Origin of the sequence: Sneathiella limimaris (assembly GCF_012932565.1) — a bacterium.
GTDB lineage: Bacteria > Pseudomonadota > Alphaproteobacteria > Sneathiellales > Sneathiellaceae > Sneathiella > Sneathiella limimaris.
In genome coordinates this window covers 2,636,942-2,661,257 of sequence record NZ_JABBYJ010000001.1, presented here as the reverse complement: position 1 = coordinate 2,661,257, position 24,316 = coordinate 2,636,942, and the positions used below count along the sequence as shown (strand labels likewise).

The 24,316-nt window shown below is 47.4% G+C and carries 25 protein-coding genes and 1 riboswitch; of the genes, 15 read left to right on the top strand and 10 right to left on the bottom strand.

What is annotated here, in order from left to right; translation table 11 throughout:
- Window positions 1–24: 24 nt before the first annotated feature.
- The gene (locus HH301_RS12935; RefSeq protein WP_338091378.1) at window positions 25–867 is read right to left on the bottom strand and encodes a ferredoxin--NADP reductase; all 843 of its coding nucleotides are present in this window, start codon (window positions 865–867) and stop codon (window positions 25–27) included.
- Between the two features lie 202 nt (window positions 868–1,069).
- On the opposite strand from HH301_RS12935, the gene HH301_RS12930 reads away from it, so the two are divergent.
- Window positions 1,070–1,615 (top strand): hypothetical protein, encoded by a 546-nt coding sequence (locus HH301_RS12930; protein ID WP_169569308.1) that lies wholly within the window; start codon window positions 1,070–1,072, stop codon window positions 1,613–1,615.
- Window positions 1,616–1,805: 190 nt separating this feature from the next.
- Here the strand turns inward: HH301_RS12930 and HH301_RS12925 are convergent, their stop codons facing one another.
- Window positions 1,806–2,228, bottom strand: a complete 423-nt coding sequence (locus tag HH301_RS12925; RefSeq protein WP_169569307.1) for a PaaI family thioesterase — start codon at window positions 2,226–2,228, stop codon at window positions 1,806–1,808.
- A gap of 196 nt (window positions 2,229–2,424) precedes the next feature.
- Between HH301_RS12925 and HH301_RS12920 the strand changes: the two genes are divergently transcribed.
- Both HH301_RS12920 and HH301_RS12915 read left to right on the top strand, forming a co-directional pair.
- The gene (locus HH301_RS12920; protein ID WP_169569306.1) at window positions 2,425–4,071 is read left to right on the top strand and encodes a hypothetical protein; all 1,647 of its coding nucleotides are present in this window, start codon (window positions 2,425–2,427) and stop codon (window positions 4,069–4,071) included.
- 321 nt (window positions 4,072–4,392) lie between these two features.
- Window positions 4,393–6,213: a PAS domain-containing sensor histidine kinase gene (locus HH301_RS12915; protein WP_169569305.1), complete on the top strand. Its 1,821-nt coding sequence runs from the start codon at window positions 4,393–4,395 to the stop codon at window positions 6,211–6,213.
- On the opposite strand, the gene bluB is transcribed toward HH301_RS12915, so the two are convergent.
- Together bluB and HH301_RS12905 are read right to left on the bottom strand one after the other, a co-directional pair.
- Entirely contained in the window at window positions 6,210–6,896 is a 687-nt protein-coding gene (bluB, locus tag HH301_RS12910) for a 5,6-dimethylbenzimidazole synthase (RefSeq protein WP_169569304.1), read from the bottom strand. The two genes, HH301_RS12915 and bluB, sit on opposite strands and share 4 nt — an antisense overlap.
- Before the next feature lie 49 nt (window positions 6,897–6,945).
- Window positions 6,946–7,125: riboswitch (cobalamin riboswitch) on the bottom strand.
- A 60-nt stretch (window positions 7,126–7,185) separates the two neighbouring features.
- Window positions 7,186–8,106, bottom strand: coding sequence for a LysR family transcriptional regulator (locus HH301_RS12905; RefSeq protein WP_169569303.1), 921 nt, complete (start codon window positions 8,104–8,106; stop codon window positions 7,186–7,188).
- A 115-nt stretch (window positions 8,107–8,221) separates the two neighbouring features.
- On the opposite strand from HH301_RS12905, the gene HH301_RS12900 reads away from it, so the two are divergent.
- Together HH301_RS12900 and HH301_RS12895 are read left to right on the top strand one after the other, a co-directional pair.
- Complete coding sequence (locus tag HH301_RS12900) at window positions 8,222–8,413, top strand: hypothetical protein (RefSeq protein ID WP_169569302.1); 192 nt, start codon at window positions 8,222–8,224, stop codon at window positions 8,411–8,413.
- A gap of 92 nt (window positions 8,414–8,505) precedes the next feature.
- Window positions 8,506–9,705 carry a serine hydrolase domain-containing protein gene (locus HH301_RS12895; protein WP_206378298.1) on the top strand — a complete coding sequence of 400 codons (1,200 nt, stop codon included), beginning with the start codon at window positions 8,506–8,508 and terminating at the stop codon, window positions 9,703–9,705.
- A gap of 52 nt (window positions 9,706–9,757) precedes the next feature.
- On the opposite strand, the gene HH301_RS12890 is transcribed toward HH301_RS12895, so the two are convergent.
- Window positions 9,758–10,321 carry a hypothetical protein gene (locus tag HH301_RS12890; RefSeq protein ID WP_169569301.1) on the bottom strand — a complete coding sequence of 188 codons (564 nt, stop codon included), beginning with the start codon at window positions 10,319–10,321 and terminating at the stop codon, window positions 9,758–9,760.
- A gap of 179 nt (window positions 10,322–10,500) precedes the next feature.
- A complete protein-coding gene (locus HH301_RS12885; RefSeq protein WP_169569300.1) occupies window positions 10,501–12,024 on the bottom strand; it encodes a hypothetical protein in 1,524 nt (507 codons plus the stop codon).
- 332 nt (window positions 12,025–12,356) lie between these two features.
- Here HH301_RS12885 and recA point away from each other — a divergent pair, with 332 nt between their 5' ends.
- The 3 genes from recA to HH301_RS12870 all read left to right on the top strand — a co-directional run bounded on the left by recA (window position 12,357) and on the right by HH301_RS12870 (window position 14,367).
- Window positions 12,357–13,436: a recombinase RecA gene (gene recA / locus HH301_RS12880; protein WP_169569299.1), complete on the top strand. Its 1,080-nt coding sequence runs from the start codon at window positions 12,357–12,359 to the stop codon at window positions 13,434–13,436.
- Between the two features lie 121 nt (window positions 13,437–13,557).
- Window positions 13,558–13,974, top strand: a complete 417-nt coding sequence (locus HH301_RS12875; RefSeq protein ID WP_169569298.1) for a lipocalin-like domain-containing protein — start codon at window positions 13,558–13,560, stop codon at window positions 13,972–13,974.
- Window positions 13,975–13,986: 12 nt separating this feature from the next.
- The gene (locus tag HH301_RS12870; RefSeq protein WP_169569297.1) at window positions 13,987–14,367 is read left to right on the top strand and encodes a VOC family protein; all 381 of its coding nucleotides are present in this window, start codon (window positions 13,987–13,989) and stop codon (window positions 14,365–14,367) included.
- Window positions 14,368–14,382: 15 nt separating this feature from the next.
- On the opposite strand, the gene HH301_RS12865 is transcribed toward HH301_RS12870, so the two are convergent.
- From HH301_RS12865 to HH301_RS12855, 3 genes are all read right to left on the bottom strand, one after another.
- Window positions 14,383–15,000, bottom strand: a complete 618-nt coding sequence (locus HH301_RS12865) for a hypothetical protein (protein ID WP_169569296.1) — start codon at window positions 14,998–15,000, stop codon at window positions 14,383–14,385.
- A 185-nt stretch (window positions 15,001–15,185) separates the two neighbouring features.
- A complete protein-coding gene (locus tag HH301_RS12860) occupies window positions 15,186–16,400 on the bottom strand; it encodes an NADP-dependent isocitrate dehydrogenase (protein WP_169569295.1) in 1,215 nt (404 codons plus the stop codon).
- Between the two features lie 106 nt (window positions 16,401–16,506).
- The gene (locus tag HH301_RS12855) at window positions 16,507–17,091 is read right to left on the bottom strand and encodes an LOG family protein (protein ID WP_169569294.1); all 585 of its coding nucleotides are present in this window, start codon (window positions 17,089–17,091) and stop codon (window positions 16,507–16,509) included.
- On the opposite strand from HH301_RS12855, the gene HH301_RS12850 reads away from it, so the two are divergent.
- The 4 genes from HH301_RS12850 to HH301_RS12835 all read left to right on the top strand — a co-directional run bounded on the left by HH301_RS12850 (window position 17,090) and on the right by HH301_RS12835 (window position 20,193).
- Window positions 17,090–17,491, top strand: coding sequence for a hypothetical protein (locus HH301_RS12850; RefSeq protein ID WP_206378297.1), 402 nt, complete (start codon window positions 17,090–17,092; stop codon window positions 17,489–17,491). The genes HH301_RS12855 and HH301_RS12850 overlap by 2 nt on opposite strands.
- A gap of 63 nt (window positions 17,492–17,554) precedes the next feature.
- Window positions 17,555–18,022 carry a c-type cytochrome gene (locus HH301_RS12845; protein WP_169569293.1) on the top strand — a complete coding sequence of 156 codons (468 nt, stop codon included), beginning with the start codon at window positions 17,555–17,557 and terminating at the stop codon, window positions 18,020–18,022.
- Between the two features lie 11 nt (window positions 18,023–18,033).
- Entirely contained in the window at window positions 18,034–18,933 is a 900-nt protein-coding gene (locus HH301_RS12840; protein WP_169569292.1) for a c-type cytochrome, read from the top strand.
- A 90-nt stretch (window positions 18,934–19,023) separates the two neighbouring features.
- On the top strand, window positions 19,024–20,193 hold the full coding sequence (locus tag HH301_RS12835) for a LysM peptidoglycan-binding domain-containing protein (RefSeq protein ID WP_169569291.1): 1,170 nt from the start codon (window positions 19,024–19,026) through the stop codon (window positions 20,191–20,193).
- Between the two features lie 14 nt (window positions 20,194–20,207).
- Here HH301_RS12835 and HH301_RS12830 read toward each other — a convergent pair whose 3' ends face one another.
- Window positions 20,208–20,699, bottom strand: coding sequence for a hypothetical protein (locus HH301_RS12830; RefSeq protein WP_206378296.1), 492 nt, complete (start codon window positions 20,697–20,699; stop codon window positions 20,208–20,210).
- Between the two features lie 119 nt (window positions 20,700–20,818).
- Between HH301_RS12830 and HH301_RS12825 the strand changes: the two genes are divergently transcribed.
- The 3 genes from HH301_RS12825 (at window position 20,819) to HH301_RS12815 (ending at window position 24,277) form a co-directional block, all read left to right on the top strand.
- A complete protein-coding gene (locus tag HH301_RS12825; protein ID WP_169569289.1) occupies window positions 20,819–22,660 on the top strand; it encodes an ABCB family ABC transporter ATP-binding protein/permease in 1,842 nt (613 codons plus the stop codon).
- 106 nt (window positions 22,661–22,766) lie between these two features.
- On the top strand, window positions 22,767–23,465 hold the full coding sequence (locus HH301_RS12820; RefSeq protein WP_169569288.1) for a phosphatidylserine decarboxylase: 699 nt from the start codon (window positions 22,767–22,769) through the stop codon (window positions 23,463–23,465).
- The gene (locus tag HH301_RS12815; RefSeq protein WP_206378295.1) at window positions 23,465–24,277 is read left to right on the top strand and encodes a CDP-alcohol phosphatidyltransferase family protein; all 813 of its coding nucleotides are present in this window, start codon (window positions 23,465–23,467) and stop codon (window positions 24,275–24,277) included. Before HH301_RS12820 ends, HH301_RS12815 begins: the two co-directional genes overlap by 1 nt.
- Window positions 24,278–24,316 lie beyond the last annotated feature (39 nt).

The following is a 24,316-nucleotide window of genomic DNA, read 5'->3' as shown; positions in this document are numbered from 1 at the left end:
AAAGCCGCCAACTCAAAAGTGCCTTTAAGCGACAAACGCTTTTTCCACCACAAATTCTGCAGGTTTTGCATTGGATCCTTCGGAAAGTCCGGCGGCTTCCAGAATATCTTTGGTATCTGCAATCATAGGGGTCGATCCGCAAATCATGGCCCGATCTGTTCTTGGGTCAAGGGCAGGTATTTCAAGATCCTCGTAGAATTTACCGGACGCAATGAGATGTGTAATCCGTCCCTTATAGGCGAAATCCTCGCGTGTTGTGGTTGCATAATATTTCACACGCCCCGGAGCCACATCCCCAACCAGTGGATCCTCGCTCAGGTTCTCAACGACGCTGCGGCTGTAATCCAGATCGGCAACATTACGGCAGGTATGAGTGACGATGACTTCATCGAATTTTTCATAGGTTTCAGGCTCTTTCAGGATACTGGCAAAAGGCGCCATGCCGGTGCCGGTGGAGAAAAGAAAAAGCCGTTTGCCAGGAATTAGGGCATCCAGAACCAGAGTGCCAGTGGGTTTGCGACCCAGCAGGATCTTATCGCCCTTCTGAATATGCTGAAGGCGGGAGGTGAGGGGGCCATCCTTGACCTTGATGGAATAAAAATCCAGTTCCTCATCCCAAGAAGGGCTGGCGATAGAGTAAGCTCGTAGCAGGGGCTTTGAACCATCCATCAAGCCAAGCATCACAAATTCACCGGAGCGGAAGCGAAATTCAGGTGGCCGGGTGATGCGAAAGGAGAAAAGCTCGTCCGTCCAATGATGAATGTTGGTGACGGTCTGCTCAGAAACGGGTTTGGGGAGTTTTACTCCCTCAGTCTCGGTACTTTCCTGATCCAGGATTGTCCCGGTTTCAGATACGTTGTAAGTCACTCTGCTTGCCTTTCCAGTTGCGCGCATGTTTTAAAACTGCCGGACCGAAATTGGATATTGATCGGCCTGACCTTTCACCCTTGAAAGAGGTCATATCCTGATCCGTCAAGTATTGCAATTAATAATTATTTGCAAAAAGTTTTGATTATTCTTATGCTCCAAATCCGTTCCATTTGGATTTGCGTTGGTAAAAGAGTATTTCATGAAACAGCCTGAAAAGATTGACACAACCGTTGATTTCACAAAAGCCACTGCCTATCAGCAGACCATCAAGAAGCCAGCCACAACCGAGGAGTGGATGGCTGTCATGAAGGCCGGTAATGAAGCCTTTTTGGCATCAGATATTCCACTGGCCCGTCTTAAGTTTCAACAAGCGGCAAATCTGGCTGAGGGGATGATGGCATTTGCCCTTACATATGACGTGATCCCAGATCAGGCGATTATTTGTCTCGAGCAATCCTATCAAAATTCCAGCGAAGTCTGTTTTCGAACCGGACAGTTTGCGGAAGGGGTAGCGGTCCTGCATGCGCGTTTGGATCGTCTGGGACATTATGCCCTCATTCAAAACCTGTCCGCCAGCGTTAGGGCGGAACTTCTCAGCCGGTTGGATCTGGCGCTTGAGACATTAAGCCAGCTGATGTTTGAGCTTGGATACCGGCCCGATGATATTGATGCGATCCGACAAGTCGTCGCTAGTATTCAGAAACAGGGGATACAATTGATGGGAGCTGAGGAAAAGAATGTTTAAAACATGTTCCTTTTACCCATGTGATCGCCAGATATATTAGCGGCAGGTAAGTTTCTCTTTTGTTTTCATGTTGTTAAGCATAAAAATCGCCGAAAATTAGGATAAAATTTGCGTTAATCATATTCCTTAACCACGATGATATTTTTGGGACAAAGAGTGAACGTGAGATTGGGTTGTCCTTAGTAATGCGTTAGCCTCTTTTTGTATCGCGGCTGCCCACATTGCTAAAGATGCCTTGAGCGCGCGCGATAATTTGATCATCCGCAGTAATTACACAATTTGCAAAGCAGAGGGTTTTTCCGGTTTTGGCAACATGGGCGTCAAACAGAATCCATTGGCCAATACGACCACTGGAGAGAAAATCTGTTGTCAGGTTGACGGTGACGAGCCCCGACTGATCTTTTAAGGCTACATGGCAGGACAATCCCATTACGTTATCAGCCAGCGTTGCAAGCAGACCCCCATGAACAAACCCCCGACTGTTGGTATGGGCTTCACTGGCCATCAGTCCCATCTGCACCCGATCCTCCAACACCCGGGAATAAAGCGGCTCCCATGGGTCCGTCAGTGGGCTTTTGCGAAAATGAGGCGAAAATCCATCGGGGATAGTCATTCGATGTCTTCCTTATTCTTATTATTTATCGAGAATATTGTAATGTAATGGAATAAGAGCATGCAAGCCGTGGTTGCTCTGGTTTTCGAAGAGCTCAACTTTTGTCTGAGCGATTAATAATCGTCACTGAAGAACGCTTGTTTATTGGAGTTTAAGGTGACAATATAAATAAAATCTAATAAATGAGGCGGGTTCGATGGCGACTTTTGATCTGGGCGTTTATTCACGGGATATCACGGTTCATTCTGCTGAAGCGAAGGCGGAATTTGATAGCGGACTGAATTGGCTGTTTGGCTATAACCATGAAGCAGCTGCCGCCTGTTTTGAAAAGGCCGTTGAACTGGATCCCAAATGCGGTTTCGCCTATTGGGGGATCACATATGCAATTGGACCCAACTACAATAAACCATGGGAGTTTTTCGACGCAGCGGAACGGGTTGCGACCCTTGATAAAGCACGAAAAGCCCTTGAAACGGCGAAGTCGATCAGTTCTTCGCTAAAACCGCTGGAAGCCATGATGATCGAGGCTTTGGCAGATCGCTTCCCTGATGATCCAGAGATCGAGGATTATGGCCCCTGGAACGACGCCTTTTCAGATGCCATGCGTAAAGTCCATGCAGCCCACCCAGATGATCTGGATGTGACCTCTATTTTTGTTGAGGCATTGATGAACCGGACCCCGTGGCAGCTATGGGATCTTAACCTTGGGCAACCAAAAGAGGGGGCCTCGACCGCGGAAGCACAAAGAGTACTGGAAGCGGCGTTCGAGAACTTACCAGGTGCCTGGGATCATCCGGGTCTATTACATCTTTATATTCATTTGATGGAGATGTCTCCAACCCCTGAAAAAGCTCTTAAACATGGGGATCGACTTGTGGATCTGGTGCCAGACAGCGGACATCTGGTGCATATGGCAACCCATATTGATGTGCTTTGCGGTGAGTATCAAAACGTGGTCTGGCGAAACCACCGGGCTGCCCAAATCGACAAGAAATATGAAGCGATTGCCGGCGGAGAGAATTTCTATACCCTTTATCGGATCCACAATGTGCATTTCGAGGCATATGGCGCCATGTTCCTGGGACAGCCAGAAAAAGCCCTTGCCGCTTCAGAAGAGCTGATGCGCATGCTGCCAGAGCCGGTTGTCCGGTTTATGCCGGAACTTTTTGAATCCTTTTATGGCAAGAAAATTCACGTGATGGTCCGCTTTGGCCAGTGGCAGGAGATACTGGATGAGCCTTTCCCGGAAGATCAGGAACTTTACAGTTATACAACGGCAGCCATGTATCAGGCGCGCGCAATCGCTCTTGCCAATCTTGGTCGGGCCGATGAAGCTGTCGCCGAGCGGGGACTGGCAATCGCCGCGCAAAATGCAGTGCAGGAAGGACGTATGGTTTTTAACAATACGGCCCAGGATGTGCTCGCTGTTGGGGAGGCCATGATGGATGGCGAGATTGCCTTCAAATCGGGACGGATTGAAGACGGGTTGGATCATTTGCGCCGATCAGTAACTCTTGATGATAACCTTCTTTATGACGAACCCTGGGGATGGATGCAGCCAACCCGTCACGCGCTAGGGGCCCTGTTGATGGAAGCGGATCAGTATGAGGAAGCTGAAGCCATATACCGGGCGGATCTCGGTTTAGAGAATGTCTTGCCGCGCCCGTGCCAGCATCCGAGAAACGTTTGGAGCCTTCATGGCTTGCATGAATGCCTTGTCAAAAGAGGGGAGCGGGTAGAGGCCAGACACATCCGTCTCATGCTTGATCAAGCCATCGCCCGTGCCACGGTGCCAATACATGCGTCTTGCTATTGCCGGAGCAAGGCAATCGCGGCTGAATAAATATCGTAATTTTTCTTCTGAAAAACTTCAGATCTTGATGAAGTTGGTTGAATTCTGATTTAAGACGCCAGTCAAATGACCAGCGCAGATCAGGGTCTCCCCTCGATAAGTAATTCTAAAATCGATTAGATTCAGCAGTTTACAGAGTTCGACTATCAGTAAATTCGAGGTGATCACGTCCTCGGCTAATGTATCTAAGTTATTAAAAAATAACAGTTTAGGTCGATAGTTGAATAAAATTGAATCTAAACTCTTACCATTCGTTAATTATATTAGAATATATGGAATATGGGTACATTTTTGAGGGGAAATGATTATTTCATGGTTACGAGCGCACAACCAGTTCGGGCAATAAAGCCGCTTGCAGTGGCCGCGCTTCTTGCCGTCCTCGTAATGGCGTTGCTCCTTTCCTTTTATACGATTTCCGTGAATAAGGTTTATCAGCAGGTCGACCAGGAATGGACGGACTATTCAGAAATTCCTGCCCAAAAAGGCTTTCTGCTCAGCTCATTACGGCAGCAAATCGGCTATGGCGGTTTCATCCACAACTTCAAGAATTACGTGCTTCGGGGGCGGGAAGAGTATCATCAACTAGCCCAAAGCCAGCATGCCGAAGCCCTGTCAATTGTCGAAAAATATTGGCAGCTTCCGGTCACAGACAGTGAGATGCTGGATTTGCAATTGATCGAAGCCACGCTCAATGACTATTTGAAACAGCTTAGTGTCGCGGCGGATATGGTAAGTCAGGGGAAATCCCCCTTTGAAGTCGATCAAGTCGTTAAGGTTTCCGACGTTGATATGATCAACGCCCTTGATGATCTTGAAAAACATTGGTTGGAGTTGAACGTCACAGGTCGGGATCAGTTAAACAATACCCTTACCCAGGCGCAAGGGGTTAGCAATTATGTTTTAGGAAGTTTGCTGATCCTAATCGTCCTATCCGTTGGATTATTTTTCTGGGCAATACGGCTAAATAAGGTGCTGTTTGAGTCCGTTGAGAAATTGCGTGCGAGTGAAGTGCGGTTTAGGGAAATGGTCAATCATAGCGCCGATGCCGTCATTGGACTTGATGAACAGGGGCGTATATTGCTGTTCAGTCCTGCTGCCTGCCATATGTTTGGATATAAAGAAGAGGAAGTCAGGGGCAGGGGCGCAGAAATTCTGCTTCAGCACGCAGCACAGCATAAACATCATCTGTTGCAGGAAATGTTGTCTCATTTCGAGACAAAAGAATATGGAGAACCGGAGACCGTTCCAGCGCGCCGAAAAGATGGACAGGAATTTCCGCTGGAACTGAATATTTCCTCTTACTCATTGGAGGGAAAGATACGATATATTGCTATTGCCCGTGATATTTCGATCCGTCGGAAAGTTCACGACTCACTCCTTAAAGCGAAAATGGAAGCTGAAAGTGCGTTAGATACACGTCGGCGTTTTTTTGCCAATGTTAGTCATGAACTTCGGACACCGTTAAATGCGATAATTGGCTTTTCTGATATCATTGATAAAGAGTTGCATGGCCAGGTTACACCGCCAAAATATCGGGAATATGCTGAGGATATTAAGACGGCTGGTACCCATCTATTATCGATTATCACGGACATCCTCGATTTTTCAAAGATTGAGGAAGGGCGCTTCGATCTACAACTGAAAAGATGTGATATTCGCGAGGATCTCAAACAGGCTATTTCCCTCCTGCATCTGAAGGCAAGTTCCAAACAGATTGAGATCCGCGAACATCTGCCAGATTTTCCGATTTGGCTGGATTGTGATTGTGTGCGCCTGAAGCAGGTTTTCGTCAATATTATTGGCAATGCTGTCAAATTCACACCGAATGGCGGGCACATTGAGGTTCGCGCTCAAGTGGTTGAAGGCCGTTATGTTGAAATCGAGATCGAGGATAACGGCGTGGGCGTTCGAGCAGATCAGCTTGAAGCTGTCCTGAACCCTTATGAGCAGGTGACCAATATCGCAACACCAACAAGTGAAGGAACCGGACTTGGGGTGCCTCTATCCAAGCATCTTGTAGAACTGCATGGCGGCGAGTTTATCTTCTCCAGCCAGTTTGCAGAAGGGACTTGCGTGACAATTCGCCTTCCTTATCAACACCACATTATAGATCTGGATCGTGAAGCGGGCTAGGTCGGTACTTCCGGTTTCCATTTTTCCTGGAAAATAAGGTCTTCAAGGGGAAGCCGTTTTCGCCAGCCCTTGGCTTGCAGTTCAGGCTCCTGATAGAGTTCATCCACATAACCAAGGCATAGGTAACCGACAATTTCAATATTGGGGGGGATATCCAGCAGGGATTTCAGGTCATCGTCATTAAAGATGCTGACCCAACCCATACCAATCCCCTCCGCCCGGGCAGCGAGCCACAAGTTTTGGATTGCACAGACAGTGCTGTAAACATCCATATTGGTGTTGTGAGTGCGGCCAAGGATGACCTTGCCACCCCGCGAACGATCGCAGGTGATACAGAGATTGACCGGCGCTTTTCGAATACCTTCCAGTTTAAGAGAGCGATATTTGGATTGCTGATCCCCCTCAAACATTTGCGCAGCCTCCTCATTCGCAGATGAAAAAGCTTTCCAGATCTTATCCCGCATTTGCTGCGTGCGGATGATAATAAAATTCCAGGGCTGCATGAAACCAACAGAGGGTGCGTGATGGGCCGCCTCAAGCAATCGGTTCTGGACGTCTTCTGGAATAGGAGTTGGCAGGAATTGATCCCGCACATCCCGGCGGGTGTGAATGGCTTTGTAAACGGCATCCCGTTCGTCTTTGGTAAAAGGCTGGGCTGGTGCCAGGACTGATGTTTCTGTCATTGTTAATCCCCAACAACGTCAAAATACGCCCATCCTGCCGTCCACGCGGGTAGGGCTATTTTGTCCAGCCGGTCTTCTGACTGAGGATCATTTGATCAGAGCGCCTTCCCGGTTTACACCAGTGACGTAAATACCCTGACCATCACCATCACAGCGTTGGGCACGTTCCGGAATGACACCGGATTCCCGATTATCCTGCTTAGCAGGCACTCGACCCGAGCATAAGGGCATGAGCGAAACGGGATGACAAGGAAAACTTTTAGATGGGAAGTTATGAGACAGTCGCTGGTTACTTTCTATGTGGATTTGAAAGCGGATAAGCGTCCAATTCTTTGAATTTATCAGCTATGAAATCAATAAAGGCACGAACACGGGCCGGGACCATTTGGCCCGGAGGCCGGACGGCCCAGAGGCTCCATTCCGGGACTATTGTGTGGTCGTCCAGAAGCGGGACAAGCTTGCCATCAGTAACGAGTTGATGAATATCCCACTGGGATCTCAAGGCAATGCCTCCGCCTGCAATGGCAACTTCTGTGACCACATCGCTATAGTTGGTGGTGAGATTGCCATTGACCCGAACCTCATGTTCAATTCCTTCCGGGTCCCGCAGTTTCCAGTTTCGATTATTCCCAAGGATAATGCAGTTATGTGCGGATAAATCCTCCGGCTTTTCAATAGGGCCAGCAGTTTTCAGATAGCCGGGTGAGGCCGTCAATAAGCGTGGAATTTCAGCCAGCTTCCTTGCGACAAGAGTGGATGATGCCAACTGACCGATCCTGAGTGCCAGATCAAATCCTTGATCCACGATATCGACAAGACCATCACTGAAATCAAGGCGTACACGAACGTCGGGATATTCTTTCAAAAACTCTGTGACATAGGGCGCGATATGCCGCCGTCCGAAGGAGGCTGGCGCCGCTACGCGAAGTTCGCCCTTGATATTCTTTGCTGTCGTTGAGAGGTCAGAGCGAGCATCCTCAATTGCCGTAATGATCTTTCTGGCATGATTGAGAAACACCTCACCGTCAGAGGTGAGGGCGACTTTTCGCGTGGTCCGGTTAAAGAGCTTCACGCCGAGTTCATCTTCAAGCCCTTGAATTCGTTGGGTAGTCGCGGTGGGAGACAGTCCAAATTCACGTCCGGCCTTACCAATAGCACCAAGAGATGCAATGCGTATAAAGAGGTCGAGACTGGTCGGATCAAATGACATTATTTGATTTTACCAAATAATATTACCTAATCAAGCCTGATTATTTATGCTGAGAAAACTTTTATAACCGATCATCAGAAACAGGGAACACTCCCTGTAAAGAGGAGATCGAGTTATGAAAATGCAGACATTAAATGGCCAGACCTATCGTCATCAGATCCAAAAAGATGTTGAATTGCAGGCTCATGTCTTGCGTTCACAGGCCTTTAGGCAAACTGGTTCCCTTGCCAAAAGTGCAATCGCCCGGCTGTTGAACAGTATTCCAATGGCTACGGGCCGCAAAACCATGCTGTCAGTTGGTCGCTGATTTCAAAACTCCCTCATGACAGTGGCGGAAAAGTGCGCTAGGGATAAATCCTGAAACAAATGCGCATAAGAACGCGAGTGAGGGAGTTTTTCATGACAGACATGTCCATCATTGAAAGCCAGTATGATTTCACCGACTTGCATCAGGGGATGCAACACTATGTGGATCAGGACCTTTTTGCGGGGATCTCCTCCGCTGTATTGGTGGGGCAGGATCTGGTTGATGTGCATTTGGCTGGGATGAGCGATCGGGAAGCGGAGATACCGCTTCGGACTGATCATATCTTCCGGATCTTTTCAAATACGAAACTGATCACGTCATTGTCTGTTCTGCTCCTCATGGAAGAGGGGCTGCTGGCGCTTGACGATCCGATTGAAAAATTTATTCCTGAGCTCGGAAATCGCCGCGTTCTTCTGGCAGATGCAAAATCTGAAAAAGACACGGAGCCCACAAAAAGTTCGATCACTATTCGAAATCTGATGTCTCATACAGCAGGTTTAAGCTATGGACTGTTTGATCCAGGTACCCTGATTAACCGGCTATACGTTGAGAAAAAAGTCATGAGTTCTCGGACAACGCTGGCCGAGATGATCACGGCTTTATCTGAAATCCCCCTCACATATCACCCTGGAACATCATGGGAATATTCCATCGCAACAGATGTCTTGGGTCGCTTGATCGAAGTTATCAGCGGACAGCGCTTGGATCTGTTCTTCAAAACGCGCATTTTCGACCCTTTGGACATGAACGACACAGGCTTTATTTGTCCAGAGGACAAGTTGGATCGTTTGACGGCCTATTATCAGGGAGCTGATATCATGCGTCCGGCAAAACCGGGTCTTACCCGCGTTGATGAGTTACCTTATCGGGGTGCATACATAGAACCTAGCGCGCGCCTCTCTGGCGGTGGTGGCCTGGTTTCAACGTTGGAAGATATGATTGCCCTGATCCGGAGCCTGGTCCCGGGTGGTATGGATCTGTTGCAGCCGGAAACCCGTGCATTGCTTGGACAAAACCAGTTGCCAGCAGGTAAAAACATTCAGTTCGCAGGTATGGGCGCCATTCCCGGACGCGGATACGGTCTTGTCGGTTCTGTGGTGGTCGAGCCAACAGCGAAAGATCCAGAAGGTGTTGCCGGTGAAATTTGGTGGGGCGGTGTTGCGGGTACCCAATGGTGGATATCACCTGAAACAAATTCAGCTGGGTTGTTGATGACCCAGCGGGTCATGGCGTTCACGCATCCATTTGCTTTGGATTTGAAACGGCGGGTTTATAGGGCATTGGCCAGCTGATCGCAGATTGGCGAAGGACGGCGCGGTAAGTTTGCTACCGCGCCGGTCGAAATCAAACTGGATTTGTGTCTTCCTCAGAAGAACTGAATAAATCCACCAAGCTGTCCTCACTCGTTTCCTGAAGACCTGCAAGGGCGATCTCTGCATCTGAGTTTACTGGATCATTTTCGGTGGTTGGTGCTGCGAGTGCTTCACCGGCTTCCTCCTCAGAGGGAGTTTCCTCCGTCGTTGCAGCAGTTTCCAAAGGTGCGGCGTCACTTGTTTCTTCAGTAGTCTCATCAGGACTGGCAATATCTCCAATAACACTCTCATCAACGCCATCCGGTGACGGAGCAGGATCCTCAGATGGAGGGGGAGCGGTCACGCTGGCAGCCAAAGACTGGGCGCCTTCCAGGTCCCCATGTGCAATTAAGGAAACTAAATTGCCGAGTGCGAACCCAGGTGGTCGTGTACCACCCAGCATTTCTTTAGCCAATTGGCCGGGGGCGCCCGCCTTGCCTTTACCCGGATGGGTCGGCGTGGCTTCGGCCGTTTCTTCTGAATTTGTGACTTGTGGGGTGGGGGATACAAATCTAGCGGCATGGCCATGTCCGTTCCCGTGAACAGAATTTACCATATGCGGTTTCTCCTCATAGCTGGTGTTTATGTTTAACAAATATAGTTAAGCAAAAACCGGACCAAGTATTATGAGTTGCTAAAGTTCTGATTTAGCTGCCGTATTTGGGATCCGTTGTTAGAACATGTTTTTCCCTTAGGCAGGTTTTGCCGGACCGAAATACAGAATTTTCCGAGGAGCTAGTTGTCACAGCTTTGGAACCGGACATATCCAAAACTGACCTGATCCGTTTTCTGGTAGTTTCCGCCGCCAACATATTGCTCGGTCTGGGTGTAGCGTTTCAATTGACAATGCGGATCTTCCTCCAGCTTGAAGAGGATATAACCGGGGCGGGTTCGGCGGAGGATGACGCCCAATGCATTTCGATGAATTTTCCAGCTTTCCCGACTGAGCCAGGCGTCCACAATCTCTGCATCTTCATGAAAGCTTTTGATTTGCTTTGCTGCGAGATCCCCGCTGTAATCACTATCCTTGTTGGATGGTAACTGCCAGTCACCAGCCGTTTGATCTACCAGTTTTCGGAGTGTTTCCAGACGGACTTTTTGTTCATCCCACACTTTTTCTGTGTTTTCTTCACCTGACGCTACCAGGAGTTTCTCAACTGCGCCTCTTTGATTGCTCAGTTTTTCCGGTGAAAAGGTAAGGCGGCTCTCATAGGTGACAGGTCCTTCGAAAGTTAGAAACCCATTGCGTTGTTTAAACTCTTCAGGTGACTGAATAAGTGACGAGCCGAGTGACCCTACAAGTCGTTTCGCCCCGTTAAGCGCCATTGCTTTTACCAGAGGTTCGCCTTGAGCCGCGGCTTCACACCATTTTGCCGGATCATATTCGAAAGTGGTTGTTGTGTAGTAACATTTCCGGGCTGTTAGAGCTTGCATATCCGTGGCTTCACAGATGGCTTGCACTTTACCGGCAACGTTACGCGTTTCACTGATCTGCTCTGCCGAGGTAAGGGAAATGTCACCCTGGGCGACTTGCAGCATCAGGTTCAGCATAGGATTGCGATTTTTGGCCGTCATGGCGGCCGTCTTAAACTGATTACATAGTTTGGCATGCTCTCTCTGGGCTTCTTTCTTTTCGCGCTGTTTTTGTTTTTTGGCTTCCTGTGCAGCGCGTTGGGCCTCAAACTGTGCCCGGGCTTTTTCCTTGGCTGCCTTGCTGGCTGCTGCCTTTTCCAGTTGTTCTTTCTCATAAGCTGACATGCCAGAGGTCTGTTCAGTTGCCGGTGTTGTTTTTTCGGCTGTTCCCTCAGTTGTGTTACTGGTTTCAGAAGATTCGGGACTGGTCTTCGCTGGTTTCTGTTCTTCAGCTACGGTTGGTGCAATTTCTTTTGGGGTGCGGGAGAGGGCCGAGCGCATTTTTTTGGAGGTCAACTGACCTTCCTGCAGCATTTTTAAGAGCTTCTTTCCCTCATCTGACAGCTTTGCGTCATTACTCAGGCCATTATATGTGGAGATGGAGGAATTTAACGCACGGATATAATCATTCACGTGCCGCTGGGCTGTTGACTGATCAATGGTTGGTCCAAAATTATTGCCGTCAAATACGTCTTCATCCAGCTTCAACTTATCGCTGTTGAGTGCAGCATTGATTTTTTCAAGCTCATACGTGCTGACTGCAGTCGCGTTAGTCGGTTGAAAAATCATTGCGACAAGCACAGTGAGGAGTGCAATCGCCGCCGACCGATGAAATATATTGACCATCTTTTCCCCCAAGAACCCACATTAGAGCAATAGATATTAGGGTAAAATTATATGAATAGAAATAATTATTGATGTGTTTTTCCTGAAATTTACCCAAAATTCCAATTATTCTCTGATCCAACTCCAGTTTTTGCCTGATCGACCGTCGAATAAAATTTGCTAACTATTTCAACCTATTTGACTAAGCACTGTCCTATGTGGGAACAAAAATCGAACAGGTTAAAATAATACAATTTAAACAGTATGTTAAAAAACGCTTGCGCATGAGAACAAAGCATGTACATTAATGTCATTGCATCTGTCGCGGACCTATGAAATAACAGGGGATCACTATGGGACAAACAGCATTTAAACTTGTTGAAGCAGGCGGTATGGATAAGAAAAAAGCACTAGAAGCGGCAATGGGCCAGATTGAACGAGCTTTTGGCAAAGGCTCGGTTATGAAGCTCGGGCAACAGGAAGCCCTTGATATTGAAGCGATCTCCACAGGGTCTCTTGGACTTGATATCGCCCTTGGCATCGGTGGATTGCCAAAAGGCCGTATTATTGAGGTTTATGGACCTGAAAGTTCCGGTAAGACAACATTGGCTCTGCAAGTTGTCGCAGAAGCCCAGAAAGCAGGCGGCACATGCGCTTTTGTGGATGCTGAACATGCTCTGGATCCTGTATACGCCCGAAAGCTTGGTGTTGATATCGATGAGTTGTTGATTTCTCAGCCAGATACAGGTGAACAGTCCCTTGAGATTGCCGATACTCTGGTGCGCTCTGGTGCGGTTGATGTCTTGGTCGTTGACAGTGTTGCTGCCCTTGTCCCGCAAGCGGAGTTGGAAGGCGAGATGGGCGATACCCACGTGGGTTTGCAAGCCCGCTTGATGAGCCAAGCCTTACGGAAACTAACAGGCTCTATCTCTCGGTCCAACTGTATGGTCATTTTCATCAACCAGATCCGCATGAAAATTGGGGTGATGTTTGGAAGCCCTGAAACGACAACAGGTGGTAACGCTCTGAAATTTTATGCTTCTGTTCGTTTGGATATTCGCCGGATTGGTCAGATCAAAAATAAGGATGAGATTGTAGGTAACCAGACCCGGGTTAAGGTGGTGAAAAACAAGGTTGCCCCGCCATTCAAGGTTGTTGAGTTTGACATCATGTATGGGGAAGGGATTTCTAAAATGGGTGAGATCCTGGATCTGGGCGTCAAAGCGGATATCGTTGAAAAATCCGGCTCCTGGTATTCATATGATAGCCAACGGATTGGACAAGGTCGTGAGCAGGCGAAGCAGTTCCTGAAGGAAAATCCTGACCTTACCAAAGAAATTGAACATAAGATCCGTGAAAATGCGGGTATTCTTGGAGAGGCGCTTCAAGGGAATCCGGGCGATCAGGATGGCGTTGTCGAAGAGGACGCATAATAAGACAAGTGAATTTGAAAAGATAAGCCGGCGGGGTTGTTTCTGCCGGCTTTTTTATTTGCGAAAATCCAATTCCTCCCGCACCATAGTGAAAATGAAAAACAAGGGCAGGAGAACTGACATGACTACAGAACGTGACTTATTGGGAACCTGGGAGTTAAAGGATTGGCGCGTCTACCGAAATGGCGAATTTTATAAATTCCCCATGGGAGAGGATGCTAAAGGACAGTTGATTTATACTGCGGCCGGGGTCATGTCTGGTTTTTTAATGCGGGCAGATTTTCAGTCTGAGCCAGCCCGGTCAGACACTCAAGCCTCCAAATGCCTGTCTTATGCCGGGACATTCCATATTAAAGGGGAGGATGTGCATCATGATGTGTTCTTGTCCACCATACCGGAATGGATTGGGGGCCCGCTTATTCGGACAATTGAATGGCGGGGTGAAGATTTGCTACTCAAAACGTCTCCTGAAGTTGGCAAAGATGGTAATGCTTATTCCAATGAACTCCTCTGGCAGCGAAGAGAGGAAATTCTGTAAGAGGAGAATAGAATGATTGATCATGTGTCTATTGCAGTTAAAGATCTAATCTTAGCCACAAAATTCTATGAAGCCGTTTTGGGAGCTATCGGATATAAAAAAATAGTCGACCGACAATCCATGGTTGGATTTGGCAAGAAATACCCAGAATTTTGGCTCAATTCTCGCCCAGATATGAATGGGGTGGCAAGTGACACTGGTGTTCATATTTGCCTAAGAGCAAAGAATGCCGAAGCAGTTACGGAATTTCATCGTATCGCACTTCAGAATGGCGGCACGGATGAGGGTGCCCCTGGACCTCGGCAAGCTGCCATGACCACCTATTTCGGGGCCTTTATAAAAGACAAAGACGGCAACAAAATTGAAGCCGTCTCATTTCCATCCTTAAATTAGATAGTAGTTAGGGAGCTAACTTTTACGGCGTCTCCAACCCTTATAGCCCAGCAACGCCAGCGCCGCCCCAAACATCGGAAGTGCAGCGGGAAGAGGCGTCGCAACAACATTTGATTCTGCGTAGTCAAAGGAGAAATCTTGATATAGAAAACCGCCACTATCCTTTGTACTATTGTTTTGCAGGAAGATAAAATCCACAATTCCTAAAGATGCAAAATTATAAATCCCACCATTTCTTATAGTGATTTCAGTAGCTTTTTTTGAATTGTTAAGCCAGCCAGATACGATTACCTCTTCATCCTCTTCAAGGTCATCTCCAGCAAATCCAATATACAGGTTTTCAATCGCGCCTCCAAATGAGATACCCATACTTCCTAAGCATTGTGGTCCAACCAACGCGCAAATCGAGCCCTTGTCATTGAGGCTATTGAATTCAAAGCCAGGAAAATCCTGAGTAACCAGGAAACCACCAAATGGAGTATTGTGTGTAATATTTGCGTTAGATAGATTTATAACAGAGGCATTTGAAGGATAGCCAGCAACTTCGTTAAAATCCAGAGTTGCAGCAGACGCAAGACTGGTAAATGAAACTAATAATGTGAGGCCCAATAAAGCCTTTTTGAACAAAATCATTTAAACACCCCCCAAAGCTACTTCGCTTTGTAATTGATTTGATAATATAGCGATTTACGGTTTATGAGAAGGTTAAAAAAACGTTAATTTCTGAAATAACTTAATTTGGGTGTGTTTCGTGACAATTCTGCAAACAAAAAAGCCGGCCCAAAGAGGACCGGCTTTTCTTTAGAGTAACCGACTATTCAGCCAAGCGCTTTTTGAAGGTTTGCGTCGATAGCTTCCAGGAACTGGTTTGTTGTCAGCCAGGACTGATCTGGTCCAACCAGCAACGCCAGGTCTTTGGTCATTTGACCGCCTTCAACGGTTGCAACACAGACTTTTTCCAATGTTTCCGCAAAGTTTTTAAGCTCCGCATTGTTATCGAGCTTGGCCCGATGCAGCAGGCCCCGTGTCCATGCGAAAATGGATGCGATTGGGTTTGTGGATGTTTCATTGCCTTTCTGATGCTCCCGATAGTGACGGGTCACAGTGCCATGAGCTGCTTCGGCTTCCACTGTTTGTCCATCTGGTGTCATCAAAACAGAAGTCATCAGACCCAATGAACCAAAGCCTTGTGCCACTGTGTCAGACTGAACGTCGCCATCGTAGTTTTTACAAGCCCAAACGAATTTACCAGACCATTTAATTGCGCAAGCAACCATATCGTCGATCAGGCGATGCTCGTATGTAATACCGGCTTTATCAAATTCAGCTTTAAACTCGTTCTGATAAACTTCTTCAAAGAGGTCTTTAAAGCGGCCATCATATTTTTTCATGATGGTGTTTTTCGTGGAGAGGTAAACAGGCCATCCACGAGCAAGTCCATAATTCATACAAGCGCGTGCAAAACCCCGGATAGACTCGTCCAGATTGTACATGCCCATGGCAACACCAGAGCTTGGGAAATCAAAAATTTCAAATTCTTGCTCTTCACCACCATCTGCAGGTGTGTATTTCATAGTCAGCTTACCAGGACCAGGGATCAGCAGATCTGTTGCCCGATATTGGTCGCCAAAAGCATGACGGCCAATGACGATTGGGTCAGTCCAGCCAGGAACAAGGCGCGGAACATTCTCACAGATAATGGGTTCGCGGAATACGGTTCCGCCCAGGATGTTCCGGATTGTTCCGTTGGGAGAGCGATACATTTCTTTCAGATTGAACTCTTCAACCCGTTGCTCATCAGGCGTAATGGTCGCACATTTTACGCCGACGCCGTATTTCTTGATGGCATTTGCTGCGTCAACAGTGATCTGGTCGTTGGTGGCATCCCGGGATTCCATGCCAAGGTCATAGTATTTAAGATCAATGTCCAAATATGGAAGGATGAGTTTCTGTTTGATGAAATCCCAGATGATCCGGGTCATTTCATCCCCGTCCAGTTCAACAACTGGATTAGCGACTTGTATCTTTGGCATTCTTAGATCCTTCTTAGCCTAGATGTGTATCGGTAAAACTAGTGGGCGCAATGTACCACCGCTTGCGATTGGTGCAAGTTTCTCCTGAATAAAAATGTGGAATTTCCTACATTTTACTCAGATCAGGCTGTATTTCGGCAGATTTGGCCTGTTCAATGGTGGGTAGGACGTCCTCCATGCGCTCAACAACTGTAAAAAGTTCCTTCGCAGAACTTTCAGCAAAGCCTGCTGAAATTAGGTGATCGATCATATCCAAGAAGGGTTGCCAGTAGTTTTTATAGTTTACCAAAACAATCGGTTTGTCATGCAGCTTCAGCTGTCGCCAGGTGATCATTTCGAAGGTTTCATCCAACGTGCCCAGGCCGCCAGGCAAAACAACAAAGGCGTCAGCGCGGTCAAACATCATCATTTTTCGAGTATGCATGCTGTCAACCACATGCAATTCAGTCAAATCCTCGTGACTGACTTCAATATCATGTAGATGGCCGGGAATAATCCCGATAACCTGTCCACCAGCTTGCAAGGTGGCATCTGCTGTAATCCCCATAAGACCTACATGCCCGCCGCCATAAACGAGCTGAATGTCTTTTTGACCAAGTTCAAGCCCCAGGTTGTGGGCTGCTTTTTTAAAGTCTTCATCTGCCGGCATTCTGGAGCCGCAATAGACGCAAAGAGAAGATATAGTCGCCATGAAAATGTTTACCGATCTGAAAAATCTTTTTGGAATTTTTATCTATCTGCTTATTTGCGGGACCTTTGTGCTAACGTCAAGTCCTGTCTGGGCAGGGGAGGCCGATGTACTGGATGTCAAGATTGCAAAAACAGATGCAGACATGTTTCGGTTTTCAGTAACCGTGCGCCATGAAGATCAAGGCTGGGATCATTATGCAGATAAATGGGACGTGTTGGACATGGATGGAAATGTTCTTGGTACACGCGTCTTGATGCATCCTCACGACAATGAGCAACCGTTTACTAGATCGATGAAAATCTCCATTCCCATGCACGTAAAGAAGGTGACTGTTCGGGCTCATGATAAGGTTCATGGTTATGGGGGGGCTGAAATTGTCTTAAAATTACCTAATTCATAAAAGAGTATAACGTTAAACACGAATTAAAAGAGTTACAGGGTTAGTCTGAGCAAGGAGAGCTATATGAAAATCAAGACATTAAAATATGCGGCTGCGGTGATGGTGCTGGGTACTATTGGTGTTACTGCTGTAAGTGCCCATTCCATGAGCACAGGCAATGCGGACGCTGATAAGCGCATTACAATGATGAAAGAACTTGGAATGCACATGAAGAAGATCGCAGCTGTTGCTAAGGGAGAAGCAAAATACTCTGCGGCTCTTAAAAAGGATGCAGCTGGGATTTCAGAAATTTCTGCAGCAATGCCTGATTTGTTTCCTGAGGGATCAGGTGGGGAGAAAACTCGATCAAAGCCTGAAATCTGGAGTGATGCAGCCGGTTTTGATAAAGCTGTGAAAGATTTTCAAATGGCAGCTGCTGGTCTGGTCGCTGCCGTAGAGAGTGGGGATCAGGGACAAATTGGTGCTGCCCTGGGTGCCACAGGGAAAACATGTGGTGGATGCCATAAACCTTACCGAAAACCAGAGCATTAATCAGGTAAATAGTGAATAATAAAAAACGAATAAAGACCCTTGGATTGGCGGTTGCATTGGCAATTGCCAATTCAGTTTTTTTGTCTGCTTACGGTTCAGCAAGTGATCTTGAGCGGGGCAGGTATCTAACCGGGCTTGCTGGTTGCGAAAGTTGTCATACTGCTTTGGGTTCCGATGCAGTGCCTTTTGCTGGTGGACATGAACTGGCGACTCCTTTTGGGACTTTCTATACCCCTAACATTACACCGGACACGATCACCGGCATTGGAGCCTGGACAGAGCATCAGTTTATTAAGGCTGTAAAGCATGGGGTGCGGCCAGATGGAAAGTATTATTTTCCTGCCTTTCCCTATACAAGCTATACAGCCATGACAGATGAAGATGCCGCCCTTATTTTTGGCTATCTGAAATCGTTAAAGCCAGTTCGAAGTGTTGTGCCAATGCATGACTTGTCTGCTCCTTTTTCCTGGCGATGGCTGCAAATTGGGTGGAGGCTGTTATATTTTAATGAAGGCCAGGGTACACGGACATACCCAATGGATAATGAGCAGGTTCAAAGGGGTGACTATCTTGTAAACGCCCTTGGGCACTGCGGGGAATGTCACACGCCGCGAAATGAAATAGGCGGTTTGGATATGGAGCGTCCGATGGCAGGAAATCCCAAAGATAGCGCCGTTGGCCGGGTACCTAACCTGACCCCGGATGTCGAAACAGGCCTTGGAGACTGGAGTGAGAGTGATCTTGAGAGTTTTTTCCAGTCCGGGATGAAACCAAACTTCGATGACGTTCAGGGTGCAATGGCTGATGTCATTTCTCATGGGACATCAAAAATGACGGATGAGGATTTATCTGCGATGATTTCTTATCTGAAGAACCTGAAAGCCGTTTCAAACAATGTGAACCTTCGATAATCTTCACATGCTTCGCCAAATTTTCGGGATTTGTTGCGCTAAATCACGCAAGGGTTCATACTGCTGAAAATGGGCAAGGGGAGTATAGTCGTGCGCGTTCTGTTGATCTTGGTGGTTTTGATACTTGCTGCTGCTGGTCTGATGTTCTTCTTCTGGACGGATCAGCAACCGGAACAGGTAGCTAATCAGTCTGTTCCGACAACAGAAAATAAATCATCTGCGGCAGCGACTAAAGATAACCAAACGCAGACTGCAAATTCTTCTTCTACTGATACTGAGACATCTAAAGCGGTCTCTGAAGAGACTGCAAAGCTAACGGATACAGATAAGCCTGTAATTCTGGAAAAAGATAATCCCAATGAACAAATCAAACAGTCAGGGATTCTGCCAATGCTGCCCCCTCGTTTCGATGTGGTACGGGTGGATCAGAATTGTGGAATTCTAGTTGCGGGAAGGGCAGAGCCGACCTCTGTTGTGACAATCTATGCCAATGAAAAAGAACTTGGTTCCGCGCTTTCATCACGCCGTGGGGAATGGGTTTTCGTTGGGACTGATCCGCTTCCTGCAGGAGCCCAGAAGATCAATGCGAAGGCGTTGAATCCAGATAAAAATGTGATGGAAACACCGCGTATGGTGGTGATGAATGTTCCTGACTGTTCCAAGGCAACAGAGGAACGTGAACCGGCTATTGCAGTCTTGACACCTAAAGAAGGCGCTGCAAAAACTGAGGTGGAACAAAGGGTTAGTAAACTTCTTCAAAGTCCGGAGCCAGAAGGAAACCTTGAGGCGGCCGAAGAGTTGAACGTTGCAAGTATCGACTATGATGATCAGGGCAATGTTGCGCTTGCTGGCAAAGGTAAGCGTGGAGGACAAGTCCGCGTTTATTTGAAAAACAAGCATATCGGTACAGCCAAAATTGATGAAGATGGCAATTGGAGGCTGGCTCCCGAGATGGAGATTGTGCCAGGCACTTATGACTTGCGCGTTGATCAACTGGATGCCGACGGCAACGTAATTTCAAGAGTTGAGATCCCGTTTAAGCGTGAAGCGGCCGAAGATGTTATTCTGGCTAAAGGTGGATTAGAGATTAGAGCCGTGGTCCAACCCGGAAATAGCCTTTGGCGAATTGCCCGAAGAATTTATGGGGAAGGCTTAAAATATACGTTGATCTATCAGGCTAATGAAACCCAGATCAAAGATCCTGACCTGATTTATCCCGGGCAGATTTTTACTCTGCCTTCCGAAGAAGACAATGGCTGAAGGCTGATAGAGCTTTAGTTTTCAATGACTTTTTTATGAATCACATTGGGCTTGGGTGCAGGAATTTCTGAAGGGTGGCGCCACCCGACTTCCTTAGCCAATTCAATAAATGGTCTTGCATGGAACAGGGAAGCTACAGCAGATGCGATAAGCCCGGTACCTGTCAATTCACCGTTCAGGATATCGTCAATCATGATGTAGATTCGTTGACGCTGAGGCTCTAAAACAAAATGGATCCGCTCTTCGGGTTTCCATGAAACCAGTTTTAGCAATCGTTCTCTAAAACCCGGATCTTCGGCTGAGAAAGGCAAGGGTCCCATATCGCCGAGAAGCAAAAACCGGTGCTGATCACCTGATCCACTGAGTTTTGCCGTAAACTGCACTTTCTCCCAGGTGAATTGGAAGGCAAGGGGAGCTTTGGGCGTAATCCAAACCAGCTTTTCTGTGCCTTCGTTGAGAAGTTCCTGAAACGTATCAGCGTTTTCCATGTTATTTTCAGCAGACATTGCACTCAATGTGACAAAAACTATTGTTGTCCCAACCAGGAGATCAGTATGGTGTGCAGTGGTTAAGAAATTGGTAACCCAACTTGATCCTTTGAAAATATTTTTTGGCTAGGTCCCCGATGAGCTCGACAGATTTTAACAGTCATGAAACGGCGAAAACAAGCAACCATCTGTCGACCATACTAACTCTTGGGAAATATCTATGGGCTGATGGCAGGCAAGACCTGAAAGTCAGAATTATCCTTGCCGTAGCCTGTCTAATCGCTGCAGAAGTTTCCCTCATTTACTCGCCATATATTCTCAAATTTCTGGTCGATGATCTGACTACTCGTGAAGGTAATCTTCAGACCTGGGCCTATGTGCCAGTGGGATTAGCCGTTGCCTATGGTTTGGCTAGATTGATGCAGCAGGTTTTTGGCGAGATCCGAGACGCTATCTTTGCCAAGGTGGGGCAAAATGCAATACGGCAGGTTGCCCTTTCCACCTTTCGCCACCTGCATCGTTTGTCTCTGCGCTTCCATCTGGATCGCCAGACAGGCGGTCTTAGCCGGGTCATAGAGCGGGGCACCAAAGGGATTGATTTCCTGCTCCGATTTATGCTGTTCAACATCATCCCAACCTTGCTGAAGATCACCATTATTTCTGCCATCATGTGGGTTGAGTATGGTGTGCTGATGTCAGTCATAACCATGGTCACTCTATTTGGATATGTCGCATTTACCCTTATTGTGACTGAATGGCGGTTGAAATATCGCCGGCGGATGAACGAGAAGGACAGCGAAGCTAATACCAAGGCCATCGACAGTCTGTTGAATTTCGAAACAGTCAAATATTTTGTGAATGAAGAGCATGAAAGCAAGCGGTTCGATAAAGCCATCGCTGGATATGAAAAAGCGGCCATCAAAAGCCAGACAACCTTAGCTTATCTAAATATCGGGCAAGGATTGATCGTCGCAATCGGTCTGGTGTTGATCATGATCCTCTCTATCAACGGAGTTGCTTCCGGGGCGATGACCGTAGGCGATTTTGTCGCTGCCCATGCGTTTCTGATGCTGTTGGTCCAACCGTTGAACTTCCTGGGTTTTGTCTATCGGGAGATCAAACAAAGCTTGGTGGACATGGAAAAGATGTTCGAGCTTTTGAACGTCAACCGGGAAATAGATGACAAGGCAAATGCGACGGAGCTGCCAAAAGGTCAGGGGGAAATTGTCTTTTCCAATGTTGATTTTGGTTATGAAAGTAATCGGCAGATCCTCCATGACGTTAGTTTTCGGGTCAAGGCAGGTCAAAAAGTAGCCATTGTCGGTCCGTCAGGAGCGGGTAAATCGACAATTTCCCGTATTCTGTTCCGTTTTTATGACGTGAATTCCGGATCGGTCACCATCGATGGCGTGGATATACGGGATGTAACTCAATCCTCCCTGAGAGGCGCTATCGGTATCGTGCCTCAGGACACTGTCCTCTTTAACGATACGATCCTTTACAATATTGGCTATGGTAGACCTTCAGCGAACCGGGATGAAATTGAAGAGGCGGCGAAACTTGCCAGTATTGACAGTTTTATCGAAAAGCTTCCGGAAGGATATGATACAATTGTCGGGGAGAGGGGCCTTAAACTTTCAGGTGGTGAGAAGCAAAGGGTTGCTATTGCCCGTACCATCTTGAAAGGTCCCAGAATATTGTTATTTGATGAAGCAACATCTGCGCTTGATACACGTACTGAACGAGATATTCAGGCGAGTTTGCGGGAAGTGTCAAAGGATCGAACAACTTTGGTTATTGCGCATCGCTTGTCCACTGTGATTGATGCTGATGAAATCCTGGTTCTGGATAACGGACGCATTGTGGAGCGGGGGACACACCAATCCCTGCTCGAGCATCAAGGGCAGTATGCAGAAATGTGGCAGCGGCAGCAGGAAGTTCAGGACTATGAAGAGAAATTGCTGCAAGCGCGCGAGTAGGGTAGATTCCATCTTATTTATTCTTTACGGTTCTTTTTGTTGAAGCAATCGGGTATAGGGCTAGTTCAAAGCCACTTGCTCAGAAAAGCGATTGAGAGACTAAAACATGGATACATTGAAATCAGTGCTGGTTCCCATTAACAAGGAAGGCTATCGCTTCATTGCGATCTTTGCCGTAATTACCCTCCTGCTGTTTTTGTTTACGGGTGCCTTTCTTGGCTGGATTGGTGTGGTTCTGACCCTTTGGTGTGTCTATTTCTTTCGCGATCCAGACCGTCATGTACCAACTCGTGAAGGGCTGATGGTCAGCCCGGCAGATGGTGTTGTTCAAATGATTGAACGCGCTGTCCCGCCAGAAGAGCTAGGCCTTGGCAATGATCCAATGCTTCGTATCAGTGTGTTCCTGAACGTGTTTAATGTTCACGTGAACCGGGTACCCTTGGGCGGTAAGGTCATCAAACAGGTATATCGGCCTGGAAAATTCTTGAATGCTGCGCTTGATAAAGCGTCCGAAGAAAATGAACGTCACGCTGTACATCTGCAGACTGAAGACGGAAAAGATATCGTTTTCGTACAGATTGCAGGCTTGGTAGCACGACGTATCATTTGCGATCTCGTAGATGGTCAAGAAGTTCGCACAGGTGAGCGCTTTGGCCTGATCCGGTTTGGGAGCCGGACTGACATTTATTTGCCAGATGGAGTTGAGCCGTTAATCGGTGTTGGACAGACAATGGTCGGCGGTGAAACCGTGATTGCGGATTTAAAGGGTGAAAACAAACTTGGCATTGCCGTGGAGGTTCGCTAATGCCTATGGGGCGTCGCAACTTTCGGGAACTTCCAATCAATTCCCTGATACCGAATATGCTGACAACACTGGCTCTTTGTGCCGGTTTAACGTCCGTTCGCTTTGCACTGGAAGGTCGTTGGGAAATGTCGGTAGCTGCTATTTTGGCTGCGGGTGTTTTGGACGGACTTGATGGTCGGATGGCAAGGTTATTAAAAGGGAGTTCCAAGTTTGGCGCAGAGCTTGATAGCTTATCGGATTTTGTCAGCTTTGGAGTGGCGCCAGCACTCGTTCTTTATCTTTGGACATTGAATACGGGGCTTGGCGGTTTGGGCTGGATTATTGCCTTGATTTTCACAGTCTCATGCGGCCTTCGCTTGGCCCGGTTTAATGCAATGATGGATGACGACGTTCCCGAATGGGAAGGCCGGTATTTTACAGGCATAGCAGCACCTGCAGGAGCATCTATTTCCTTGCTGTTCATGGTAATCAGTTTTTATGCAGATACTGATTTCTTCCGCTCTGACATTCTAAATGCAGGCTGGCTGCTTTTTATGGCTTTCCTGATGGCAAGTCGCATCCCGACATTCTCAATTAAACGGGTCCGTATTCCTCGAAAATATATTATCGCCATGCTTATGGTTGTGGGTGGACTTGCGGCGGTGATGGCCAGTTACCCCTGGGAACTTCTAACCGTGATTGCGCTCGTCTATTTGGGGACTATTCCTTTTGCCATTGCGACCCATAAAAGGCTTGCAAAAGAAGAAGCAACGAAGGAAGCCAGAAAGAGTGAAAACGTCACTGATCTTGAGAGTAGTGACGCCAAGAAGTGATTGAGGGAAAAACTTCCTGCTCTTTACTGCAATCTGCAG

Excerpts from the sequence above, each read along its gene's own strand:
- HH301_RS12930 (WP_169569308.1), top strand. The coding sequence starts at position 1,070 with ATGAAACAGCCTGAAAAGATTGACACAACCGTTGATTTCACAAAAGCC.
- HH301_RS12925 (WP_169569307.1), bottom strand. The coding sequence starts at position 2,228 with ATGACTATCCCCGATGGATTTTCGCCTCATTTTCGCAAAAGCCCACTG.
- HH301_RS12920 (WP_169569306.1), top strand. The coding sequence starts at position 2,425 with ATGGCGACTTTTGATCTGGGCGTTTATTCACGGGATATCACGGTTCAT.
- HH301_RS12915 (WP_169569305.1), top strand. The coding sequence starts at position 4,393 with ATGGTTACGAGCGCACAACCAGTTCGGGCAATAAAGCCGCTTGCAGTG.
- bluB (WP_169569304.1), bottom strand. The coding sequence starts at position 6,896 with ATGACAGAAACATCAGTCCTGGCACCAGCCCAGCCTTTTACCAAAGAC.
- HH301_RS12905 (WP_169569303.1), bottom strand. The coding sequence starts at position 8,106 with ATGTCATTTGATCCGACCAGTCTCGACCTCTTTATACGCATTGCATCT.
- HH301_RS12900 (WP_169569302.1), top strand. The coding sequence starts at position 8,222 with ATGAAAATGCAGACATTAAATGGCCAGACCTATCGTCATCAGATCCAA.
- HH301_RS12895 (WP_206378298.1), top strand. The coding sequence starts at position 8,506 with ATGACAGACATGTCCATCATTGAAAGCCAGTATGATTTCACCGACTTG.
- HH301_RS12890 (WP_169569301.1), bottom strand. The coding sequence starts at position 10,321 with ATGGTAAATTCTGTTCACGGGAACGGACATGGCCATGCCGCTAGATTT.
- HH301_RS12885 (WP_169569300.1), bottom strand. The coding sequence starts at position 12,024 with ATGGTCAATATATTTCATCGGTCGGCGGCGATTGCACTCCTCACTGTG.
- recA (WP_169569299.1), top strand. The coding sequence starts at position 12,357 with ATGGGACAAACAGCATTTAAACTTGTTGAAGCAGGCGGTATGGATAAG.
- HH301_RS12875 (WP_169569298.1), top strand. The coding sequence starts at position 13,558 with ATGACTACAGAACGTGACTTATTGGGAACCTGGGAGTTAAAGGATTGG.
- HH301_RS12870 (WP_169569297.1), top strand. The coding sequence starts at position 13,987 with ATGATTGATCATGTGTCTATTGCAGTTAAAGATCTAATCTTAGCCACA.
- HH301_RS12865 (WP_169569296.1), bottom strand. The coding sequence starts at position 15,000 with ATGATTTTGTTCAAAAAGGCTTTATTGGGCCTCACATTATTAGTTTCA.
- HH301_RS12860 (WP_169569295.1), bottom strand. The coding sequence starts at position 16,400 with ATGCCAAAGATACAAGTCGCTAATCCAGTTGTTGAACTGGACGGGGAT.
- HH301_RS12850 (WP_206378297.1), top strand. The coding sequence starts at position 17,090 with ATGAAAATGTTTACCGATCTGAAAAATCTTTTTGGAATTTTTATCTAT.
- HH301_RS12855 (WP_169569294.1), bottom strand. The coding sequence starts at position 17,091 with ATGGCGACTATATCTTCTCTTTGCGTCTATTGCGGCTCCAGAATGCCG.
- HH301_RS12845 (WP_169569293.1), top strand. The coding sequence starts at position 17,555 with ATGAAAATCAAGACATTAAAATATGCGGCTGCGGTGATGGTGCTGGGT.
- HH301_RS12830 (WP_206378296.1), bottom strand. The coding sequence starts at position 20,699 with ATGTCTGCTGAAAATAACATGGAAAACGCTGATACGTTTCAGGAACTT.
- HH301_RS12825 (WP_169569289.1), top strand. The coding sequence starts at position 20,819 with ATGAGCTCGACAGATTTTAACAGTCATGAAACGGCGAAAACAAGCAAC.
- HH301_RS12820 (WP_169569288.1), top strand. The coding sequence starts at position 22,767 with ATGGATACATTGAAATCAGTGCTGGTTCCCATTAACAAGGAAGGCTAT.
- HH301_RS12815 (WP_206378295.1), top strand. The coding sequence starts at position 23,465 with ATGCCTATGGGGCGTCGCAACTTTCGGGAACTTCCAATCAATTCCCTG.